At 56.9% G+C, this 21,905-nt stretch carries 17 protein-coding genes; 7 read left to right on the plus strand and 10 right to left on the minus strand.

What is annotated here, in order from left to right; all coding sequences use genetic code 11:
* Nucleotides 1–100: 100 nt before the first annotated feature.
* From LCM31_RS10605 to LCM31_RS10615, 3 genes are all read left to right on the plus strand, one after another.
* The gene (locus tag LCM31_RS10605) at nt 101–931 is read left to right on the plus strand and encodes a carbonic anhydrase family protein (protein WP_224869935.1); all 831 of its coding nucleotides are present in this window, start codon (nt 101–103) and stop codon (nt 929–931) included.
* A 143-nt stretch (nt 932–1,074) separates the two neighbouring features.
* Complete coding sequence (locus LCM31_RS10610; RefSeq protein ID WP_224869937.1) at nt 1,075–1,446, plus strand: iron chaperone; 372 nt, start codon at nt 1,075–1,077, stop codon at nt 1,444–1,446.
* A gap of 69 nt (nt 1,447–1,515) precedes the next feature.
* The gene (locus LCM31_RS10615) at nt 1,516–1,839 is read left to right on the plus strand and encodes a TfoX/Sxy family protein (protein WP_224869938.1); all 324 of its coding nucleotides are present in this window, start codon (nt 1,516–1,518) and stop codon (nt 1,837–1,839) included.
* Nucleotides 1,840–1,858: 19 nt separating this feature from the next.
* Here LCM31_RS10615 and LCM31_RS10620 read toward each other — a convergent pair whose 3' ends face one another.
* Nucleotides 1,859–2,980, minus strand: coding sequence for a cation diffusion facilitator family transporter (locus LCM31_RS10620; protein WP_224869940.1), 1,122 nt, complete (start codon nt 2,978–2,980; stop codon nt 1,859–1,861).
* Nucleotides 2,981–3,231: 251 nt separating this feature from the next.
* Between LCM31_RS10620 and LCM31_RS10625 the strand changes: the two genes are divergently transcribed.
* On the plus strand, nt 3,232–5,244 hold the full coding sequence (locus LCM31_RS10625; protein ID WP_224869942.1) for a DUF3604 domain-containing protein: 2,013 nt from the start codon (nt 3,232–3,234) through the stop codon (nt 5,242–5,244).
* A 93-nt stretch (nt 5,245–5,337) separates the two neighbouring features.
* Here the strand turns inward: LCM31_RS10625 and LCM31_RS10630 are convergent, their stop codons facing one another.
* The 8 genes from LCM31_RS10630 to LCM31_RS10665 form a co-directional block, all read right to left on the minus strand.
* Nucleotides 5,338–6,906, minus strand: a complete 1,569-nt coding sequence (locus LCM31_RS10630) for an arylsulfatase (RefSeq protein WP_224869944.1) — start codon at nt 6,904–6,906, stop codon at nt 5,338–5,340.
* A 69-nt stretch (nt 6,907–6,975) separates the two neighbouring features.
* Nucleotides 6,976–8,001, minus strand: a complete 1,026-nt coding sequence (locus LCM31_RS10635; protein WP_224869946.1) for an HAD family hydrolase — start codon at nt 7,999–8,001, stop codon at nt 6,976–6,978.
* Nucleotides 8,002–8,175: 174 nt separating this feature from the next.
* The gene (locus LCM31_RS10640; RefSeq protein WP_224869948.1) at nt 8,176–9,441 is read right to left on the minus strand and encodes a BatD family protein; all 1,266 of its coding nucleotides are present in this window, start codon (nt 9,439–9,441) and stop codon (nt 8,176–8,178) included.
* A gap of 50 nt (nt 9,442–9,491) precedes the next feature.
* The gene (locus tag LCM31_RS10645) at nt 9,492–11,180 is read right to left on the minus strand and encodes a vWA domain-containing protein (RefSeq protein WP_224869950.1); all 1,689 of its coding nucleotides are present in this window, start codon (nt 11,178–11,180) and stop codon (nt 9,492–9,494) included.
* Entirely contained in the window at nt 11,177–12,187 is a 1,011-nt protein-coding gene (locus LCM31_RS10650; RefSeq protein WP_224869953.1) for a VWA domain-containing protein, read from the minus strand. Before LCM31_RS10650 ends, LCM31_RS10645 begins: the two co-directional genes overlap by 4 nt.
* Nucleotides 12,184–12,714, minus strand: coding sequence for a DUF4381 domain-containing protein (locus LCM31_RS10655; RefSeq protein ID WP_224869955.1), 531 nt, complete (start codon nt 12,712–12,714; stop codon nt 12,184–12,186). The genes LCM31_RS10650 and LCM31_RS10655 overlap by 4 nt, the downstream gene beginning before the upstream one ends.
* On the minus strand, nt 12,701–13,759 hold the full coding sequence (locus tag LCM31_RS10660; RefSeq protein ID WP_224869957.1) for a DUF58 domain-containing protein: 1,059 nt from the start codon (nt 13,757–13,759) through the stop codon (nt 12,701–12,703). Before LCM31_RS10660 ends, LCM31_RS10655 begins: the two co-directional genes overlap by 14 nt.
* Nucleotides 13,760–13,781: 22 nt before the next feature.
* Nucleotides 13,782–14,831: an AAA family ATPase gene (locus LCM31_RS10665; RefSeq protein WP_404804381.1), complete on the minus strand. Its 1,050-nt coding sequence runs from the start codon at nt 14,829–14,831 to the stop codon at nt 13,782–13,784.
* A 131-nt stretch (nt 14,832–14,962) separates the two neighbouring features.
* Between LCM31_RS10665 and LCM31_RS10670 the strand changes: the two genes are divergently transcribed.
* The 3 genes from LCM31_RS10670 (at nt 14,963) to LCM31_RS10680 (ending at nt 20,580) form a co-directional block, all read left to right on the plus strand.
* The gene (locus tag LCM31_RS10670; RefSeq protein WP_224869959.1) at nt 14,963–17,317 is read left to right on the plus strand and encodes a multiheme c-type cytochrome; all 2,355 of its coding nucleotides are present in this window, start codon (nt 14,963–14,965) and stop codon (nt 17,315–17,317) included.
* 89 nt (nt 17,318–17,406) lie between these two features.
* On the plus strand, nt 17,407–18,936 hold the full coding sequence (locus tag LCM31_RS10675) for a flavin-containing monooxygenase (RefSeq protein ID WP_224869961.1): 1,530 nt from the start codon (nt 17,407–17,409) through the stop codon (nt 18,934–18,936).
* A gap of 57 nt (nt 18,937–18,993) precedes the next feature.
* Nucleotides 18,994–20,580: a phospholipase D family protein gene (locus LCM31_RS10680; protein ID WP_224869963.1), complete on the plus strand. Its 1,587-nt coding sequence runs from the start codon at nt 18,994–18,996 to the stop codon at nt 20,578–20,580.
* 18 nt (nt 20,581–20,598) lie between these two features.
* On the opposite strand, the gene LCM31_RS10685 is transcribed toward LCM31_RS10680, so the two are convergent.
* A complete protein-coding gene (locus LCM31_RS10685; protein ID WP_224869965.1) occupies nt 20,599–21,891 on the minus strand; it encodes an OmpP1/FadL family transporter in 1,293 nt (430 codons plus the stop codon).
* Between the last annotated feature and the right edge of the window lie 14 nt (nt 21,892–21,905).

Raw genomic sequence — 21,905 nt, forward strand, 5'->3', positions numbered from 1 at the left:
GTTTTCTAAGAATGGATACCGCTGTACAGCGATTGAACTTGTCTAGACTGAAGGGGCTTTTAAATTGGGTTGTCCGGTGACTCTGCGCGCTGGTCGGGTTATGAATGCTCTTAACAGTCTCGGTGGTTCAATTATGTGTGACGAATTACTGTATTCCAGCGAAACCTCTCGCGCCACGCAATCGTCTTCTGATGCGTCGGGTGCTGGTCAGGATACCAGCCGCCGGCAGCTCTTAAAGGGCGCATTCTCAGCGAGCGTTGCTGGGCTTGCCGCTGGCGCAGGGCTAATGGGTTTTTCCAACGTGACCTTCGCGGGCGCCTTGACCAAAGAGCAGCGTGATGGGATGAGGCCTGATGACATCATTAAGATGATGGAAGAGGGCAACAAACGCTTTCGTGCTGGCAAGATGAAGCAGCACGATTATGTGGCGCAACAGAGTGCCACGGCATCGGGGCAATACCCCGCCGCCGCCATACTGAGCTGTATCGACTCACGCACCCCGGCGGAAATCCTGCTCGACCTTGGCCTGGGTGATGCATTCAATGCGCGTGTCGCGGGTAACATCTGTAATGATGACGTTATTGGTAGCCTCGAGTTTGCCTGCGCAGCCGCAGGTTCCAAAGTGATCCTGGTGATGGGGCATAGCGCCTGCGGCGCCGTAAAGGGCGCCATTGATAACGTGAAACTGGGCAGGCTCAGCGGTCTGCTAGGCAAGATCCAAACTGCGGTGGCGGCGACCAAGTACGATGGCGATCGCACCAGCAAAAATGCCGAGTTTGTGGATCAGGTGGCAGAAAACAATGTGCGCCAGTCGATCAAGGAAATTCGCGAGGGCAGCGAGACACTGGCCAATCTGGAAAAAGAAGGGAAAATCAAAATCATCGGCGCCATGTACAACCTGAGTGATGGTCAACTGACGTTGCTGGACTGAAACGTTAACGGCGACCATCGGGCGCCGTCCCATCCCTATAAGTGTATTTGCGCGCCTGGCCAGAGACTAAAGTTCCTGACTGGCCGGGCACTTTTTCCATTCTTTGCTACACTAAAAACCATAAGCGCAATAACATTTTTCGTATGGACACTTCATCGCAATTGCTATCAATCTCCATACCTTCGTTGCTGGCGGATTACCTCAGCCGATTAAGCCCGCAGCGCAGCGAACGCCTGCACAAGTTACACAACCTTGTGACCGCCAACTATCCCGATGCAAACCTATCCCTTAAATACAAAATGCCAACCTACGAGCAGGGTGCCGGCTGGGTGGCATTGGCGAGTCAGAAACATTATGTGTCGGTGTATACCTGTGCCCGCGTCCATATACAGCCGTATCTCGATAAGCATCCAAAAACCAAGTGCGGAACCGGGTGCCTGAATTTCCGCGACAATGACGATATTGTGTTTGAAGACCTGAAGCCGGTATTGGCTTCTGCATTGAGCAAGAAGTGAGGCGAGCGACCCCACGGTGGTGTAGTCGCGCGCTCACAGGGAATTAAGATAAAAATCAAGGAGTTGATCATGCCTTACAACGAAGAGCTGGCGGACAAAGTACGTGAAGTCCTGCACGAAGAAGCCGGTCTGACCGAAAAGCAGATGTTTGGTGGTCTGGCCTTTATGCTCAATGGCAACATGGCCTGCGGTGTTGTTGGTGAGGAGCTGATGGTGCGGGTAGGGCCCGACAACTACCAGGCCGCACTGGGAGAGCGCTATACCCGACCTATGGATTTCACCGGTCGGCCATTAAAGGGCATGGTTTATGTCGAAGAAGACGCCATTCTTGAGGACCTGAATGGTTGGGTCACCCGCGGCGTGGAGTTTGCCGGCACCCTGCCACCAAAATAAGAGCGCACACGCGCTCTGATCAAACAGTGCCGGCATCCAGGGTGTCCGGGTCGTCCAGCTTCGAGGGGGCGGCAATACCGTCTATTTCGACGGTCAAATGGGAAACCTGTGAACAGCGCTGTTTGAGCTCCGCTTCCAGTGTATCAATCAACATTTCTGTTGCCTCCAGGGTGGCCTGCACCGTCGCCCTCTGTTCCGCATAGTCGATCACCGTCTCCGTGCGCCGATGATCGGGCACGCGTTCCAGTAGTGCGGCCTGGTGCTCCTCAATACGTTTACGCATATCGCGCATCAGCACTTCTTCGCGTATCTCTATTTCCGCAACGACCACGGTATGCCGGTCGTCTACGATGACCGAGCGCAGGTCGTGGTGGCGTTCGATCTCTGGGTGTTGGCGCACGATCTCACTAAAGCACTTCTCGGCCTTGTGATCGCGAATACTGGTAAGAAAGCGCATATTTACCATGCCGAGAAAGATTGCGGTGACACCGAGCATCAGTGCGATCAGCACAGAAAACCCGATGTCCCAGCGCGGGTCGCCGGTGACCTGCGTCATACCGATACCTGTGGCAGCGAGGATCACACCGGTAACCGCAATCGAGTCTTCCAGCAGTACCGCAATCAGCGTCGGGTCATCGGCGGACACCAGATAACGAAACGGATTACGCAAACCGGCGGCGCGCATGCGGCTGAAGAATTCCTTGGCCGCGACATAAAGGACATATCCCTCGAGTATGAAGGCAATGGTTAACACCAGCGCTGAAATCACAATAGGGTGGACCGCCATGCCCAGCACCTGGATGGTCTCCGGCCGCTCTATATGTCCCAGATTGTGAAACGCGTGCCAGGCATGGGCCAGACCGAGGCCACAACCAATGGAGAAGAGGCCAATGGCACTCCACAGGTTCCACAGATACTTTTTCTGGCCGTGGCCAAACGCATAGTGACGATCTGCCGGACGCCCGCCTCGCTTCAACCCCAGTAGCAGGAATATCTGGTTCAGCGTGTCCATGAGACTATGGACTGCTTCATTCATCATTGCGGCGGAATGGGTTGCCAGAGCGGCAACACCTTTTAATACGGTGATGATCGCATTCACACAAATGGCATAGAGAACCGCTTTTTTTGATCCCTGGGCCATGTGACTCCCCTTCTCCCTGATGTTTCTCGATTGCTGGTCGCAGCCAAAGGGCGCCACGTAACACGGTGAACGTTGGTGTAGTAAAAACCCACTTCCATCAAAAATAGGCAAGGTGACGGCGGCTGAATTTCTCTCTAGGCGCGAAAAACGCCAACCCGCCAATCTGCACAAAAAACCGCTGCCTATACTTCCCCAATTCCAATTGTCTGTCACCGCGCACAGTCCAGCGCGGACACTAATGGGGAATCACCATGAGTAAGTATGGGATTGTTTTAACGGCTTTGGCTTTCATTTTTGTCGCGAGTGGCTGCGGTGAAAAACAGCAGGGTGGGCCGGAGAGTGAAACGCCAAGCGGCCAGCCCAAATTGATCGAAGAAGAATTTGGGCGCGATGCCAAACAGCTGAATGAGGAATCCGAACAGCCCCGGGACAAGGACCCGCAAGCCGCCCCGGAAGGTGGTGACACCAGCGCGGCAGCGCCGGCTCCTGCGTCCAGTGGCGACTACCCGACCCAGGCCTACTTCGGTGACACCCATGTCCACACCGGATGGTCGGTAGACGCTGGTATGGATGGAGCGATTCTTTCGCCGGAAGACGCCTATCGATTCGCCCTTGGTGAAGAGGTCAAATCCAATAGCGGCCTGAGTGCCAAGCTCAGCCGCGCCTATGACTGGTTTATGGTCACGGATCACTCCGATGGTATGGGGGTCATTAGCGAGCTGGTTTCCGGTAACCCGGAGATGATGGCTGACGAGACCCTCAAGCGCTGGAACGAGGCACTCAATTCCGGTGACGACCAGCGGGCGGCGGATGCCAAGAGCGAGCTGATTGTCATGCAATCCGAGGAGCGCCTGCCGGAAATCGTGATGGATCCCAAGTGGATGAAATCCGCATGGGAAAAAACCGTGGATGCGGCGGAGAAGTTCAACAAGCCCGGTGCGTTCAGTACGTTTATCGCTTTCGAGTGGACCGTGAATGCGGGGGGAGGTGATAACCTGCATCGCAATGTGATTTTTCGTGACGATGCCAGCAAGACACGCAGCTTGATTCCCCTGACGACCTTTGACACTCAGGACCCGGAAAAGCTCTGGCAGTGGATGAAGGCCTATGAGGATAAAACTGGCGGGCGCGTTTTCGCCATTCCCCACAACGGTAATCTGTCCAACGGGCGTATGTTCGAGCAGAAACGCTTTGATGGCTCGCCCATGACCAAGGAGTGGGCGGAACTACGTGCGCGCTACGAGCCACTGTACGAAGTCACCCAGATTAAGGGACAAAGCGAATCCCACCCCAGCCTGTCACCTGAAGATGAATTTGCTAGCTGGGACTTGTGGGACCGCGGCAACCTGATTCTCAAGCCAAAGCCCGCCGGATCCTTTAAATATGAATACTGGCGTCCAGCCTTGAAGGAGGGGATGCGCCTAGAGAATGAGCTTGGGGTGAATCCGTTCCAGCTTGGCGTCAACGGCGCAACGGATACGCATACCGGACTCTCCACCCCCGATGAAGATAACTTCTTCGGCAAGTTCAAAACGTTAGAGCCAAGCAATAAAGAACGCTGGAAGTTCCCACTACTGAGCGGACCTTCCGACAACTATATGGGATGGCAAATGGCTTCTGCGGGCATTATGGGTGTCTGGGCGATGGAAAATACCCGCGAGGCGATCTGGGACGCGATGCTGCGCAAGGAAACCTTTGCCACCAGTGGGCCACGCATGCAGGTGCGCTTCTTCGGCGGTTTTGATTTCTCTGCCGCTGATGTGGAGTCGGATCTTGTGAAACAGGGTTACGCGAAAGGCATCCCCATGGGCGGGGTAGTCAACGGGGGTGCATCTGGTAAGAAGCTGGGCTTTCTGGTCGCCGCCATGAAGGACCCTGATGGTGCGAACCTGGATCGCGTCCAGATTGTTAAGGGGTGGGTCGATGGCCGTGGCAAGACCCACGAGAAGATTTTCAATGTGAAGTGGTCCGGTGATCGAAAGTTAGATGGTGAGGGAAATATTCAGAAAGTCGGTGATACAGTGAACCTGGAAACCGCGGAGTATACCAATGACATTGGCGAGGCAGAGCTGGTTGGTTACTTTGAAGATCCTGAATTCAATCCCGAGCACCGGGCGGTCTACTACGTGCGCGTGCTGGAGATACCCACCCCGCGCTGGACCCTGTATGACAAGCTGCGAAACAAGGTAGAGATGGATAAAGACGTCCCCATGGTTTTACAGGAGCGCGCCTTCTCGAGCCCTATCTGGTACAAGCCGAATTGAATTGCTTAAACCAAGTTTTCGTACTCTACATTCATACTCTACAAATGACAAAACCCACCGTAAAGGTGGGTTTTGTACGTTTGGCCGGAGTGTTTAGTTACTGCCGCCGGCGCCAGCTTTCAACTTTTGCTCGATTTTCTCAAGATTGAAAGAACCCGGGCTCTGGCTGGGTGGATATTCCTTCATTGTCATGAGGAATTTCGCGGCCATTTGCTGCATCGGGATTAGTACAAAAGCGCGATCCAGAAACCAGTCGTTGTACGTGTTTGAGTTGTGCTGCGCACGCTCGAATGGATCTCTACGCAAATTAAATAGCAATGGAACGCGGAGCTCGGTAAAGGGCTCGCGCCATACTTCGAACGCTTTTCCGCGATTTTCCAGGAAAACTGCTTTCCAAGCGTCGTAGCGCATGGCAACGATTTGACCATCATCGTTCACGTAGATAAAGTCACGGCGCGGAGACTCTTCCGTTTTACCGGTGAAGTAGTCCAGCATGTTATTGCCGTCGATATAGTTTTTGTAGCTGCGACCATTTAATCGCACACCCTTAAGTAGCTGCTGTTTGATTTTGGGATTGCCTGCTACTGCGGCGAATGTCGGTAGCCAGTCCTCATGGGAGACGATCCCATTCAGGGTTTTGCCCGCGGGAAACTTGCCCGGCCAGCGTACGAACGCGGGTACACGGTAGGCACCCTCCCAGTTGGAGTTCTTCTCACTGCGGAAAATCGTGGTACCAGAATCTGGCCAGGTATTGAAGTGCGGACCATTGTCGGTTGAGTAGAATACAATGGTGTTGTCCGAAATCTTCAGTTCATCCAGTAGGCTGAGTAACTTACCGACGTGCATGTCGTGTTCTACCATGCCGTCTTGGTATTCGTTACTGTTGGGGCCTGCTAGATTTTTATGCTCTTCCTTCACGTGGGTACGAAAGTGCATACGTGTAGCGTTCCACCACACAAAGAAGGGTTTTCCCGCCTGAACCTGCTGTTTGATGAAGTCCATGGCTGCAGCGAGGGTTTCCTCATCGATGGTTTCCATACGCTTCTTGGTGAGTGGGCCGGTGTCTTCAATCTTACCGTCGGCGGTCGCCTTAATTACGCCACGAGGACCATATTTCTTGCGAAACTCCGGGTTTTTCGGGTAGTCGCGGTTTTCCGGCTCCTCCTCCGCATTCAGGTGGTAAAGGTTGCCGAAAAACACATCGAACCCGTGATTGGTGGGCAGGTGCTCGTCGCGGTCACCGAAGTGGTTCTTGCCAAACTGGCCGGTGGCGTAGCCCTGGCTCTTCATCACCGTGGCAATGGTTACGTCGGACTCCTGCCAGCCTTCTTTCGCGCCGGGCAGTCCTACTTTCGTCATGCCCGTGCGTACCGGCACGTTGCCACCCACAAAGGCGGCGCGCCCCGCAGTACAAGACTGCTGGCCGTAATAGTCGGTAAATGACAGACCCTCTTTGGCAATGCGGTCGATGTTGGGCGTCTTATAGCCCATCATGCCTTTGCTGTTGGCGCTGATGTTCCATACCCCAATATCGTCACCCCAGATCACCAGGATGTTGGGTTTGTCCTGCGCCTGTGCCGCGCTGGTGCAGATCGACAGCAGTGCCGCCGCGGCCAGTGAAACGGGTACCTTCAACAGGTGCCCTAAACGTAGTTTTTTCATGGTTTCCTCCGGAGCAATGTGGAAGGTTGTTGGTGCTAGTTGATATGTGGTGAGTGATTGATACGAAGGTCAGGGCGTTGCGACCGGGAACACCTGCTCCCAGTCTTGCTGCATATCGATGACAGTCCAGCCCCGGTCCTTCGCCTGGTCCAATCCTTTTTCCAGACGGCCTATGTACGACTTGCGATCGTAGGCCCACTCACGTTTGTCATCGGTGTGGTGCAGCAGCAGGCCAAAGCGCGGGCCTTTTCCTGCGGTGGTCCATTCAAGCATTTGAAAGTCACCGTCGGAATTTCCTGCCGCGAATAGTGGGCGCTGGCCGATATACCGGTGAATACCGACGGGCTTACCTTCCTTGTCGTTAATCAGGTTGATATCCGCGAGCTTGACGATTTCTGGTTTGCCATCGCGGACCTGGTATTCGGCTTTGAGGCTGGACCCCACGACCTGATCAGGCGGGATGCCGTAGGTCTGCTCTGCGAACACGCGCAGAAAATCAGTGCCACCACCGGAAACGATAAATGTCTTGAAACCGTTCGCGCGCAAGTAGTTGAGCAGTTCCAGCATCGGCTGGTAGACCATTTCGTTGTAGGGGCGGTTGGTTTTCGGGTGGCGGGCGTTTTTCAGCCACTGGGATACATTTTGTGAAAATTCGTCTGCGGTCATATTGGCGTGGGTGGCGCCGATGATTTTCATCAGGCCTTCTTTGCCACTGGCCATCAATTTTTCCATGTCCCCCTTGAGGGCTGAGGCAAATGGCTCTTCGGTTTTCCACTCCGGGTGCTGGGGGGCCATTTTCTTGACCTGATCCAGTGCGTAGATCAACTGGAAATAAACCGGTTGTTCAGCCCACAGGGTGCCGTCGTTATCGAAGGTGGCGATACGCTGATTTTCTGGCACGAAGTCAGGGGAGCCTTCACGTGTTGTCTTTTCGACAAAGCTGACAATGGCCTGCTTGGTCTTGCCATCGGACCAGGAGGGGAGCGGGTCGTTACTCTCGGTCGCCCATACGCCAGTGCTTAGGTAAGCGAGGGAGACAAAAAGCAGCCACAGAGCTGTGGTCGCGAAGCGGTACGGCAAAATCCGTAGTTGCATAGAACTTCCCAAAATACTGCAGTGAAGTGCATGCGTTCGTGGTTCACTGTATAAATCCTAGTTCGTGTTTTTCATTCTTGCGCTGCCCCCGCAATATTTTTTCAACTTTGTACGTTAAGCCGCAAAGCTGACCTGATGGTTCTGGAGCGATTCTGGGGCGGCTCTGGAATGAGGTTAGCGATTGCGGTGTGATGGGTTCAGCGCAGGCAGGTCCGGTTGTCGGCTTCGTGCCCGGCGCTTTGCGGCGTAAGCATCAATGGCGAGCTCCAGCTGTTCCCACAAAGGAGTCGCAGTCTCAGATGCCGCGGTGTCGCCATATTGTGCCCGCCCCAGGGCGAGCAGAGCTGCGGGTACACGGGAATTCTGGTAGTCAGTAGAACCTTCAAGCTCTACCGCAGCTACGAGAGCACTAGTGTAGTCATGCTTTTTTGCTGCCTTGCGCAGTCTCGCCATAGTTTCCTGCCCGCTTGCCTTTCGATACTGGAGATAGCGTGACCGTACGCGCTGGGCCAACGCGGGAAGCCAATGCTTAGCGCACCACAGCGATAGGCCGACCAGCGCCAGTATCAGCAGCCACTGGGCAAGCGAGAAGCTGCGAACAACGGATGCTCCTTTCACCCGGACCTTAATGGGGTCCACCGAGGCGGTTCGGATACTGCCGTTGTCCAGGTCATACCAGCGCAGGGTAATTGCCGGCAGTTCACCTCGCGTTGGTACTTCCGCGACAAAGGTGACTTTCTCGGTGCGTTTACCGGTGTCGATGTCGCGAAAGTCACTGTGGTCTACCGCCTTTGGCGTGTCCGGGTAAGCGGCAATGCCATCTACATTGGTTTGGCTTTGTAACAGCGGGATAAACATTACCGTTGATCCCTGAATTGTGGCGGTTACGGTGCGGCTAAAGCTATCTCCGGGGCGCAACTTGTCCGGCTCCCCGTTGATCGTTTGCGTCAGGGTGAGGTCGCGCGCGGCGATATATGGGCGCAAGTTTTCCGCGCCTTTGGGGGCGGTGACGGTGAGGGTGTGTGCAGGAAGGGGCACGTTTGTGACGATGTCTCTGTCATTCTGCGGACTTCGGTAGTGCACTTGAAGGCTGGATGGGGGTAACTGAAAGGTGCCCGGGGTCAGGGGGACCACCTGATACTCCCGTATTACCCCTGACCAGGTTTTCCCGTTGATGGTTTGACTGGTAGAGACTGTGGACTTCTCTGGCAGTGTCACCGAAAGATTAGGGCTGTCGAATTGGGGGAATTCGATTGGCTTACTGAGCCAGGTGGGAACCAATACCGTCACACGGAAGGTTACTGCCTGCCCGGGAGCGATGCCGGACTCGGAAAGCGCACTCTGCACGATCGGTTTGTTGTCTGCCTGCTGATTGCTGGTCAGAACCGAAGGCGTGTCGGTTTGTGTAGCGATCGTGACGGCAGTCGTAAGAACAAGCATGAGACCTGCGACGAAGCACGCAGTCCGTCTCAGGTAAGCGGCAGCGCAAGTCACGGAGTACTCTCCGGCGCTGGTGCACTCGCGGCTTCAACCGCAAACCGCTGCTTGAGAAACTCGCTGGTACTGGTATCCAGTGTGGACATCCACTGCTCTGCATTTACCTCTGTGCCACTGACCGGTGTTGGTGGTGCTTCCATTTCTTGTTGCTGTTGCTCGTCGTAGCGGTCGTCATCGCTTTCAGTTTGTTCATATTTTTCTTCCTCCTCGCCCCGGGATTTCTCCATGTAAGTGAGAATCTCACGAGAGAGTTGCAGGTTTTCCTGTGCCCCAGGGAAATTCGGATCTATCTGCAGTACCTGTTCAAATCCGGTAATGGCGTCCTGATACTGGCCACTTTTAACCTGGGCCATGGCGCGGGTGAAGATGGCCTCTGGTGCATCAAGCGGTGCCAGTGTGTTCGCCGCGTCCTCATAATGTCCAGCCTGATACTGCGCGTATCCGCGGTGGTACACATCGGCAAATGCGTCGGCCGCGCGAGCATATTCTTTGCGTTGCATCAGCCATTGGCCGAGTTGATCCGGTGTAAACAGCCGGCTAAGAAACGCATTTGCCGGTGGCCCCTGTGGGACTGCGGTTGTGGAGGTCGTCGCGGTTTGGGCGTTAGATGTTTGTGCGGTGACCCATGGTGTCAGAAGGTACAGGAGACTGAAGATACAAAGTACCAGGCCAACACTTGCGCCAGCCCGAGTCGATAATGTGGAGGAGGGTATGGAGAAGGCTGTTGTCGATCCAGTTGCGGGTAACATCCAGCCGCGACGAAACCAGAGTAGCGCGAGCAGCGCCGCGGGCCAGGCGAGCCACCAGCCGCGATCGTCCCACTGGAGATTCTCGTCCCTGGCCAGCGCCTGGCGGAAACCACTATCGAAGTAACGCACAAAGCCTTCGATATCGCGGGTATCCGGCGTTACCCGTTCTACACGCGCATCATGCACTTGTTCAGCCCCGGGTATTTTGGCGCTACTCGGCAACAGTATCAGCATCCCAAGGGTGTTCGCGCGATTGCGCTGGTTGAAGTGGGCAACGTCCGTCGTTTCAATGCCGTCATTCAGAAACAGAATGCCTCCGGAGGTGCCGGCCTGTTGCAGAATACTCTGCGCCATGTTCAATGCACTGGATGCGTGGTTGCCAGCTACTGGCATGATGTCGGCGGCTAACCCTTCCACATATGGGCGCAACAGGTTCTGATCCTCGGTCAGGGGGACCACCCGATGCGCCGTGCCGGCGTAGGCGATCAGTGCCGTGGGGGCGCCGTCGCGGCGTTTCAGCAAGTCGTAGACCTTTTGCTTGGCGCGCTCCAGACGGCTGGGTGCGACATCGGTTTCGGTCATGCTCTGATTTACCTGCACGGCAATCACCAGGGGCGCGGTGCGCCCCATCAGCGAGTCGGGCAGGCGCGTCCACGCGGGTCCCGCGGTGGCCAGGGTCAGTAGCGCGAGCAGCAACGCGAGTGCATCGATGGGTAAGAAGCGTGGCCAGTGTGCTCTATCGCGCTCACCAACACTGAGCGCGCGGGCCAGATGGGGAGCGATTGGCAGGGAAGGCTTGTCGACCGCGCGCTCCGGTGGACGGCGCTGTCTCCACCACAGGGTCAAAATAATCGGCAACAGCAGGAGCCAGAGCGGACGCAAAAAATGGAATGCAGTGAGGAAACTGCTGAGGTCACCGGCAAGATCGCTCATGTTGATGCCGCCTGAAGATTCCGGCCGCCTCTCTGCAGAGTCAAAGCCAATCCCAATAAGGACAACAGCAAGGCAATACCGAGCGGCCAGTGACTCAAGCCGGTGCGGGGGCGATAGGTCTCGCTATCCACTTTTTTTGGTACCAGTGCATCAATTTCTTTATAGATTTGCGTAAGCGCCTGTTGGTCGTTGGCAAAATAAAAGTTGCCACCGGTGCGTTGCGCGATGGCCTTTAGCGTGGCTTCGTCCAGCCGGTTCTCGGATTCGCCCTGCGGGTCGCCTACACCGACCGTGAGAATTTTTACGTCGCGCTGGTTGGCGATGGATGCGGCATTGATTGGGCTCATGCGGCTGGCGGTATCGCTACCATCACTCAGTAAAATCAGCAGCCGTTGCTTTACCTCGCTGCTTTCGAACTGGCGAATGGCGAGGCCAATGGCATCACCGAGGGCGGTGTGCGGCCCGGCCATGCCCACTTCCGTTTGACGCAGTAGTTCGAGTACCGTGTCGAGATCGGTGGTGAGTGGCGCTTGCACAAATGCTTTGCTGCCAAATACGATCAGTGAGATCCGCTCGCCTTCGCGGCCCTGTAGAAAATCCGCCAGTACGCTTTTTACCCCGGCCAGTCGTTGCAGCCGCTGATCGCCTGCACCCATAAAATCCTCCTGCGCCATGGAGCCGGAAATATCTACCGCGAGAATGAGATCTCGCGCGGGTTTCTGAAGTGTTACCGCTTCGCCTTCCAGCTGTGGGCGCGCCAGCGCGCTCAGGATCAGAATCCAAATGAGAGCGCCGAGCAGGTGCTGCCAAAGTTGACGACGACGCACGATGGCACCGGCGCGGGGTGACAGACCGAGGCGCTCGCTGATGCGCTGAAAAAAGGGTACCCGAATGGCTGGCACGCGCACCCGGTAGGGTGGTGCCATTTTCCATACCAGGAGCGGAAGTGGCAGTAGCAAAAAGACCCAGGGTGCGGCAAAACTCAGACTTGCCAGAAAACTGCTCACAATGTTTTCTCCGCAGAGGTAGTCGGCTGTACAGAGCTCTTTGCGGGCGAGGGCGTAGCCTTGACGTGTTGTCGAATCCAGTTGCGTGCGGCACTTGTGAGCGCGGGCTGTGGTGGACAAGGCCGGTAGGCGCCTTGTAATAAGGTTTCGCCCACTGCGCCCGTAAATGCATTGCCGGGGTAGTGCCGGTTTAGAAAATCCAGCCAGACCGATCCGGTGAGTCCCGCCACTTGATCCCGCGGATAAGCAACCAGGGCGGTGCGCCGCAAAAGTTCGGCGATTTGTGCCGGGTCGCCCTCAACCGTGTCCAGCGCCCTTAACGCCGCGCGCCGGTACGCGTTTGCGCGGTAACGGCGGTATGCCAGTGCGGCCACCGCCAGTACCAGCAGCAGTACGCTTAACAGCAGGCTTTTCGCCAGCGGGGTTTGTGGCCACAGGGAAATGGCATCCGGAACCGGGGGCGGAGCCAGCTGCGCAATGAGATCGGGCAAGGTGGTTTCAGTTGTTGTCGGGTTACTCTGGGCCACCGCTAGCCTCCGACTCTGAATAGGGCTTTACGTTGGCTTCAGGTTGCGGCGCCTTACTTGGCGCAAGTCCCAGCAGGCGGCGCAACTGCGGCAGAGTTTCCTCTCCCGCAGATAGCGGCGCCAGGGGGATCCCATAGTGTCGTTGCCATTGCGCAATAGCGGCGCGACGCTCTTCGGTAAAGTGATTTAATGCCGAGTGGATCGCACGATCGCTGGTGTCCAGAGTTGCCTGCCTGTCTCCGTCAGAGATGGCACTGACAAAACCCTCGGGTACCGTTTCCCCGGTCGGGTCGGATACGGGCATTAAAATCACGTCGTTGTGTCGCGCAAGGCCGGCCAGCAACCGGTCGCTGGCGGGGCCGATGACATCGAAGTCGCTAATCAGCAATACAAGGTGGTCGCGCCGGGCAATATTGGCAACTGCCTGCAGCACCGTATCTAGCGAGGTGGGGTTTGCGGGCGGCGCATCCGCATGCAGGCGCTGGTTTGCCTGCGCCAGTTCGCTGAGAAAATGCGTGAGCGCGCGCCGGTTGCGTTTGGGGCGCTGTGCATAAAGCCCATCGTCGCGCACCACGATACCGCCCACACGGTCGTTCTGATGTAGTACGGCGAAGGCGGCGTAGGCCGCCGCTTCAGCGGCGGTGACCGACTTCATGGCGAAGTGGGTACCATAAAACATCGATATACGCTGGTCCGCGACGATCAGCGCCGGGCGGTCCCGCTCTTCCGTATACACCCGCACATGGGGTTCGCCAGTACGCGCCGTTACTTTCCAGTCGATGGAACGGACATCGTCCGATGGCCAATACTCGCGCAGTTCCTCGAAATTGAGTCCGCGCCCGCGCAATGGCGAATGATGCTGTCCGGCCAGCACGCTGCGTACTGGTTGACGCGGCAGCAGGTTGAGGGTTTGTGCGGGTCCTTCCAGTGCTTGCAGGTGCGCGAGGTCTACGTGAACACGCGGGTCGTCAGCGCTGCGCGGTGCGGCAACAGTGTCGATGCCTGCGCGGGTGTAATTTCGGCTGCGGGTGAAAAAATTTGGCATGACAATCGCCCCGGTCCAGGTGTCAGGGCAGTGCGACGACTTTGAGCAAGGTGTCGATCGCCCGGTCCGCACTGATGCCTTCCCCCTGCGCCTCGAAGCTGAGCCCCAGGCGATGCCGCAGGCAGTCGTGAATGACGGCGTGGATATCCAGCGGATCGACATAGTCCCGGCCCTCCAGCCACGCATTGGTCCGGCCGGCCTTATCCAGGGCAATGGAGCCTCGCGGGCTGGCGCCAATCTCGATCCAGCGCGCGAGATCCGGCGAGCGCTCCCCCGGGTGGCGGGTTGCCTCGACCAGATCTGCCATATAGCGCGCCATCGGGTGGGATACGTGAATGGCGGCAATTTCCCGGCGCGCGTTGAATACCGCCTGCTGTGGAATCACGTCCGTAGTGTGTTTGCCGGCGGTTGTATTTGCGCCTTGCTCGTCTTTCTCTTTACTGCTCTCCGTGCCGCTCTCAGTACTGCTATCCGTGTTGCTATGAATGGCCGCGATCTCCTCGTTGCGCACCAGCTCGATCACCTCAACCTCATCTTCCACCGGTGGGTAGCTGATCAGCACGTGCATCAGGAATCGGTCCAGTTGCGCTTCCGGCAGCGGGTAGGTGCCCTCCTGCTCGATGGGGTTCTGGGTGGCCATCACCATAAACAGGGGTGGCAGCGGGTGGGTTTTGCCGGCGACGGTGACCTGGCGCTCCTCCATGGCCTCCAGCAACGCGGACTGCACCTTGGCCGGGGCGCGGTTAATTTCATCGGCCAGCACAATGTTGGCGAAAATGGGGCCGGGATGAAAACGGAATTCGGAACCCTGGTCGCTCCGGTACAGCATGTCGGTACCGGTCACGTCTGCGGGGAGCAGGTCCGGGGTAAACTGAATGCGACTGAAGTCGGCTTCCAGGTTTTTCGCCAGTGCCTTGATGGCGCGGGTCTTGGCGAGGCCAGGCAGCCCTTCCACCAGAAGATTCCCGTTGGCCAGCAAACCGATAATCAGACGCCGGATCACGTCCCGCTGGCCTACGATGGCACGACCCATGCCCGCTTCCAATGCTGCAATCTGATCACGTGCCGACACGGACAATCCTCCATACTGCGTCTCTATTAACGCTAGCAGATTGGGGGCAGAGGTCAGAGGCGTAAGAAGCTATACTCGGTGTCTTCAAACACCTTAACTCGCTGATAATAAGAGCATAATTCGGAGACAGGATGCGCGCGCCGATCATCTTTCTGCTTGCGGTACTCGCCGCCACGGCCTGTGATAAAGACACAGGGGCGGGCGATGCAGAAAACCCGCCAAACACCGTCCAACATTCCGCCGCTGTGCAGAGTCAGAAACCTGCTGTCGTCCATGTGGCGCAGGGTAAACAGGGTAAGGAAGGTAAGAAAGGGGCGCCCCCACAGGCGGATGGTAACCCCGATTATGTGGGCGTCGCGCAATGTGCGGCCTGCCATCAGCAGGCCTTCGACGACTGGCAAAAATCCCATCACGACCTGGCGATGAAAACGCCGGACTCGGAAACGGTGGTGGGGAATTTTGACGATGCAACCTTCGATTATTTTGGTACCGAGTCTCGCTTCTTTCAGCGCGATGACCAGTACTTTGTGCGCACCGATGGGCCCGATGGCAAACTGCACGATTATCCTGTGGCCTACACCTTTGGCGTTTATCCACTACAGCAGTATTTGATCGAGTTCCCCGGTGGGCGTTTACAGACACTCAGTCTCTCCTGGGATGCCCGTCCAAAAAAAGAGGGCGGCCAGCGCTGGTTCCACCTGTACCCGGATGAACAGATCAAGGCCGGCGATCCACTGCACTGGACCGGTATTAACCAGAACTGGAATTTCCAGTGTGCCGACTGTCATTCCACCAACCTGCACAAGAATTACGACGCAGAATCTCAGACATTTGCCACCCGCTGGTCTGAAATGAACGTGGGTTGCGAATCCTGTCATGGCCCGGGGCGGGCCCACGTGGAGTGGGCCGGTTTGCCGGAGCGCGAGCGCGCAGCGGATAAAAATCAGGGATTTGAACTGCGCTTCGATGGCCGCCGCCAGGCGCGCTGGGCGATGGATGCGAAGACCGGTATCGCGCTTATCGCCAACAACGTGCATACCCAAGCTGAAATTCCCGTATGCGCGCAGTGTCATTCCCGCCGCGGTACCCAGTTCCCCGGTGTCAAGCCAGAGGATGATTTCCTGGACTTCTTCCACCCCGCCTTATTGAGTGCAGGTCTCTACCACGCAGACGGCCAGATCAACGACGAAGTGTATGTATGGGGCTCTTTCCTGCAGAGCAAAATGCACGGGGCCGGTGTGACCTGCAGTAATTGTCACAACCCCCACAGCCTGGAGTTGCGCGCGAGTGGCAACGATGTGTGCGCGCAGTGCCATCTCCCCACCAAGTTCGATACGGCAGAACATCATTTTCACCCGGTGGGGAGTGAAGGCGCGCAGTGCGTGAACTGTCATATGACCGACAAGGTGTATATGCAGGTGGATGCACGTCGGGACCACAGCTTCCGCGTGCCACGCCCGGATTTGTCCGAAAAAATTGGATCACCGAACGCCTGTGTTGGCTGCCATACCGATGAAACCAACACCTGGGCGGCGGCGATTCTGGAGGAAAAATTTGGCGAGCCGGACCCGCACTATGGCGAGGCGCTGTTTGCCGGGCGAGTGGGCGCGCCGGACGCGGAGAGCCAGTTACTGAAGCTGGCAATGGATGAGAGCCAGCCTGAAATAGCGCGGGCAACCGCGATCTCCATGCTGCCGCGCTACCTTTCGCAAACCAGCGCCCAGGTGTTGCAAGTGATTGCACAGGGGGATGATGCCTTGCTGCATTTGGGTCTGGCGCAATCGTTGGATCATGTACCGCAACAGGTGCGCCCGGCATTGGCAATTCCGCTGTTGTATGAAGATGAACGCGTGACTGCCTCTCTTGCCGCCAGTGCTTTGGCGGGGGCACCGATGGAGAGTTATCCGGCGGAAGTCGGCAAACGCTTTGACCAAGCGATGGCCGATTACCAGGCCTCGGCGGAGTTCAATAGCGACCGACCGGAGAGCCTGGTGAATTTGGCTTCCTTGCGCGGGCGCGAAGGTGACCTGCCCGGCGCCGAGAAGCTGCTGCAACAGGCGGTGGCGCTCGCCCCGTATTACACGCCGGCGATTATTAACCTGGCGGATCTGTACCGTGGTACCGGGCGTGAGCGCGATGGAGAGCGTCTGCTGCGCAACGCGCTCAATCGTCCGATCGAAGAAGCCATCGAAAAGGCGCCACTGCAGCACGCACTGGGCCTGTCTCTGGTGCGCCAGCAAAAATTACAGGACGCCATACCCATGCTGCGCGCTGCTGCCGATGCTGAGCATGCATCACCGCGCTATGCCTATGTGTATGCCATTGCGCTGAATTCGGCTGGTGACTCAACGGCCGCTGTCCGGTACCTGGAGCAGGCGCTGCAGCGGTTCCCCGGAGATCCAGAGATGATGAGCGCACTGATCTCCATGTACCGCGAAACTGGCCAGCAAGAAAAGGCGGAGCAGCTGCGGCGGCAGTTGCAGTAACGTCCAAAATCTTCTCGCCCTTCCCCGGGGGAAGGGCGGTACACTGAGTGCTCAACAACAATAAACGACAATAAAAGCACTTTGTGACCATGCGTACTCAGCACTTCGATACCCTGATCATCGGTGCCGGCCTCTCGGGCATCGGCACTGCCTGCCATTTAATGCGGGACTGCCCCAACACGGACTTTGCAATTCTCGAGCGCCGCCAACAGATTGGTGGTACTTGGGATCTGTTCCGCTACCCCGGGGTCCGCTCCGATTCCGATATGTTCAGTTTTGGCTTCAGTTTCCGCCCATGGAATGGCCTGAAGACCATGGCCGATGGCGAGTCGATCCGCCGCTACATCGAGGATACGGCAGCGGAATACCACGTGACCGATAAGATTCACTTCGGTGTGAACCTGAACGAGGCCAATTGGGATAGCGTACAACAGCGCTGGCAGTTGCTCGGTGAGTGCAGCAGCCCGGCAGAGGAAGGTGGTAAAGCCCTGATCGAGCCCGTGCTGTTCACCTGCAACGTGCTGATTTCCTGCACCGGCTACTACGACTATCAGGCGGGATATCAGCCCGAGTTTGTCGGCATGGATAATTTTCAGGGGCAGTGGATTCACCCGCAACACTGGCCGCTGGATCTCGATTACCAGAACGAGCGCGTTGTGGTGATTGGCAGCGGTGCTACCGCGGTAACCCTGGTACCAGCCATGGCAGAGCAGGCGGCGCATGTCACCATGTTGCAGCGCTCCCCCACCTATGTGTTGTCGGTGCCGGCGGAAGATAAGTTGACCCACTGGTTGAAGCAGTGGATACCCGGGCAGTGGGCCTATGGTATGGCGCGGCGTCGCAACATTACCCTGCACCGCTGGATGTTCAAGGCTGCCAAGCGCTGGCCACAGTTGGTGCGCAAACTGATGTTGCGTGGGGTGCGCAAGGCACTCGGCGAAGGAGAAAGCACAGCCCATTTTACGCCACGTTATGCGCCATGGGATCAACGGCTCTGCGCCATCCCCGATGGCGACCTGTTTGACTCGATCAATACGGGCAAGGCGTCGGTCGTGACCGAAGACATCGACTGCATTACCGAGAGCGGCATCCGATTGAAAAACGGTGAACATCTACCGGCGGATATCATTGTTTCGGCCACCGGCCTGAAGCTGCAGCTGCTGGGAGGGCTGGCGCTGAAATTGGATGGGGAATCCGTGGATACCCGTAACCGCCTCACTTACAAGGGGGTGTTGATGGAAGGCGTACCCAATATGGCGTGGGTATTCGGCTATACCAATGCGGCCTGGACCCTGAAGGCAGATCTTGCCGCCGGTTATATTTGCAGATTGCTCAACCATTTGCGTGACACGGGGCAGTGCCAGTTTATCGCTGTGGATAAAGATGGCTGCATGGGGGATTCCTCAGTGATGTCCGCGCTGCAGTCCGGTTATGTGGAGCGTGCGGATCACCTGTTGCCACGACAGGGTACCCGCTACCCGTGGAAGCTACTGAACGACTACCCGAAAGATCGCAAGCTCATGCTGGAAGCGCCGATCGATGACGGCATTCTGAATTTCTCCGCGACACGCGTGGCGCAAAATCACAGCGCAGAGGAGGAGGCCGCGACAACTGGCTGATACGCAAGCGAATCGACTAGGCTCTAAGTCATCCAGTAACAGCGAGATGACACCAGAATGCCGAGCGTTCGTACTCTGCGACCTTTTTTCCTGTGGGCGGTAGTGTTGTTTTGCCTGGCCATTCTGTGGGAAGTGATCATGGGTGACAGCCAGACCTCAACGGAGCCCTTGGGTGAAGTCGTAAATAGCCTCGCGCCAGCCACCGAGTCACGTTTGGCACGGGTGGTTCTGCGCGACGCGCAAGGTCAGCCAGATACCCACTCTGGTTTTCATCTTTTGCAGGATGGGCTGTCTGCTTTTGTGGCGCGTGCGGCACTGATTGAGGAAGCCAGTGTCTCTCTCGACCTCCAATACTACATCTATGAAGACGATACCGTTGGCCGCATCCTGACCAGCCTGCTGCTGCAGGCTGCGGATCGCGGGGTGCGCGTACGCCTGCTGGTGGACGATCTCGGCACCCGCGTGGAAAACCCCTGGATCGCGGTGCTCGACCAGCACCCGAATGTTTCTATTCGATTATTCAACCCGGTGGCGGGCCGTTCGGGTATCGGGCGTGCCATCGAACAGGCGCTGAATTTTGGCCGTATCAATCATCGCATGCACAACAAACTGATGGTTGCCGACGGGCAGTTGATGATTACCGGCGGGCGCAACATTGGCGACGGCTACTTCTCCCACGCGAATGTGGAATTTTTTGATGTCGACGTACTGGCGATTGGCGCGGTTCTACCGGAAGCTTCGCGCATTTTTGATGAATATTGGAATTACAAGGTTTCTGTGCCGGTCGAGTTGCTTCCTCTGACGACGGCGGATAACCAGACTCTGGACCAGCTCCGGCAGGAGGTGGCCAACTTTCTCGCAAACGAGGCAGAGTCCGAATTTACCGAAGCGCTCAAGAGTTCCGATTTTGCCCGGGCGTTGATCAATGACCAGGTCGCCTTTCACTGGGGGCCAGCCTCCCTCTATGCGGATCCACCATCGAAAGCGTTGAAGCGGGACGAGATTCCGGTTGAGGAGTTTCCAGGGTATCAGCTGGAAAAAGTCATTCGCAGCGCAAAGCAGCGGTTGAGCATCAGTAGTGCCTACTTTATTCCCGGCGATGTGGGCAGCGAGTTGTTTGGTGAGCTGGAGCGGCGCGGTGTGCAGGTGAAGATCCTCACCAACTCGCTTTCCAGTAACGATGTGGCAATTGTGCACGGTGCTTATGCGCGCTATCGGCTTACGCTTCTGAGAAGCGGTATCGACCTGTGGGAGTTGCGCACGGTTGCCGGGCAAGAGAAGCGCCAGCACTGGTTTCATGGGAAATCCCGCGCAACGCTGCATGCCAAGACATTTGTGATTGATGAGGACCGGGGGTTTGTTGGCTCGATCAATCTGGATAGCCGCTCAATTATCCAGAACACAGAGATTGGCTTGCTGATGGAAAATGCAGAAATAAATCAGCAACTGAATAATTTGTTTGAAGAGTGGGTTGCGCCGGACTCTGCCTGGCACCTGGTATTGAATGAGCAGGGTGAGCTGCGCTGGCAAGCGCAAGACGTGAATGGTGCGTTCATCGAAATGAATGTGGACCCTGAGACCAGCTGGTGGCAAAGAAGCCTCAGCTGGCTGTTATCCTGGCTGCCAATTGAAACACAGATCTAGCGCTCGCAATTTCGGCCATCAAAATGAAAATTGCACCGATGCGCCCAAGAACTGGATTTTTGCGTCTTCATAGGTTCCCTGTAGACGAGGACTGAATGGGGGGCGCCCTTGCTGGTCGATATCGACATCGCCTAGTGAGACGTAGTTGTAGCCGATATCCATGGTCAATCCCGGGCACAGCTCTTTGCCGGCGCCGAGGCCTATGGTCCAGGTTTCGTTGGTCACCGTATCGGCGGTGACCGACGAGGTATTCTGCATACCGCTTTCCAGTGCGACGCCGGTGGAAAGATACCAGCCGTTCAACATTCCCTGATCGAACTCGTGCCGAATACCCAGCGCCAGTGCGCCGGTGTCTTTATATCCGCGGTCCACCTTGATGGACGTTTGCACCGGATCGCCGAGTTCGAGGGAAACACCCGCGTATTCGGACCACTCCTGCCAGGCTAGGTTGGCATAGAAGGTGGTGGAGTCGGTCATCTGTTGTTGCAAACTGGCGGTGACCGTCGGCGGGACATCCACATCAATCTCGGTGCGGATACCATCAAAACGTTCGACGGCGGGGGCGAACAGGGGGCCAAAGTTACGCAGCCGCAGGTTGTCGCGGAAGTCGAATTCGACTTTTGAGGTGTAGGTAAGGCCAAAGGTGGTACCTGCAACCGGGCGGTACATAATACCTGCGTTGGCGCCGTATCCCATTTCCAGGTCTTTGTAACGCAGAAATGCATCGCCACCAGCCAGTCCAGCGCGCGGTGCAGACTGATAACTCAGGTACCCGACCATGGCATTGAGGCCTATGCCGAGAGAGAGGCAGTCGTTCATCTTCCAGCTTAGGGAGGGGATCAGGCTCATGCTGAGCAGGTCGACGTTCTGGACAAAACGCCGTCCTTTCCAGGAATCGGTGTAGTCGAGACCGAGGCCGAAGTTGCCCGCTGTGGCGAAACCCCAGCCGATATTGTCGGTCAGTTTACCTGCGGCAAAGACACCGCCACCGGGGAACCAAGCGAGTGCATTGCCGCCGTCGCCGCCGGATAAATTACTCTCTCCGCCGTCGGTAAACTTGATATCACCGTAGAGTGCCTGTGCTGCGCCGCGAACCTCCATGTTGCCGCGCCACACGGTGCCCGCCGGGTTGGTGAATGCGGTCGCAGCATCTTCTGGCGTAGCGGCCCAGCCTGCGCTGGCGGTACCCAGAATGGGGGTGCCGATTTGCCACAACATAACGCCGCCGGCATATGCGCTGGGCGCACTGGCTGCGGCAAGTGTTGCAATGGCAATGGGTAAGTATCTATACAGGTGAGCCTTGCTACGCATGTTAAATTCCCTCT

Source organism: Microbulbifer agarilyticus, from assembly GCF_020171345.1.
Lineage (GTDB): Bacteria > Pseudomonadota > Gammaproteobacteria > Pseudomonadales > Cellvibrionaceae > Microbulbifer > Microbulbifer agarilyticus_D.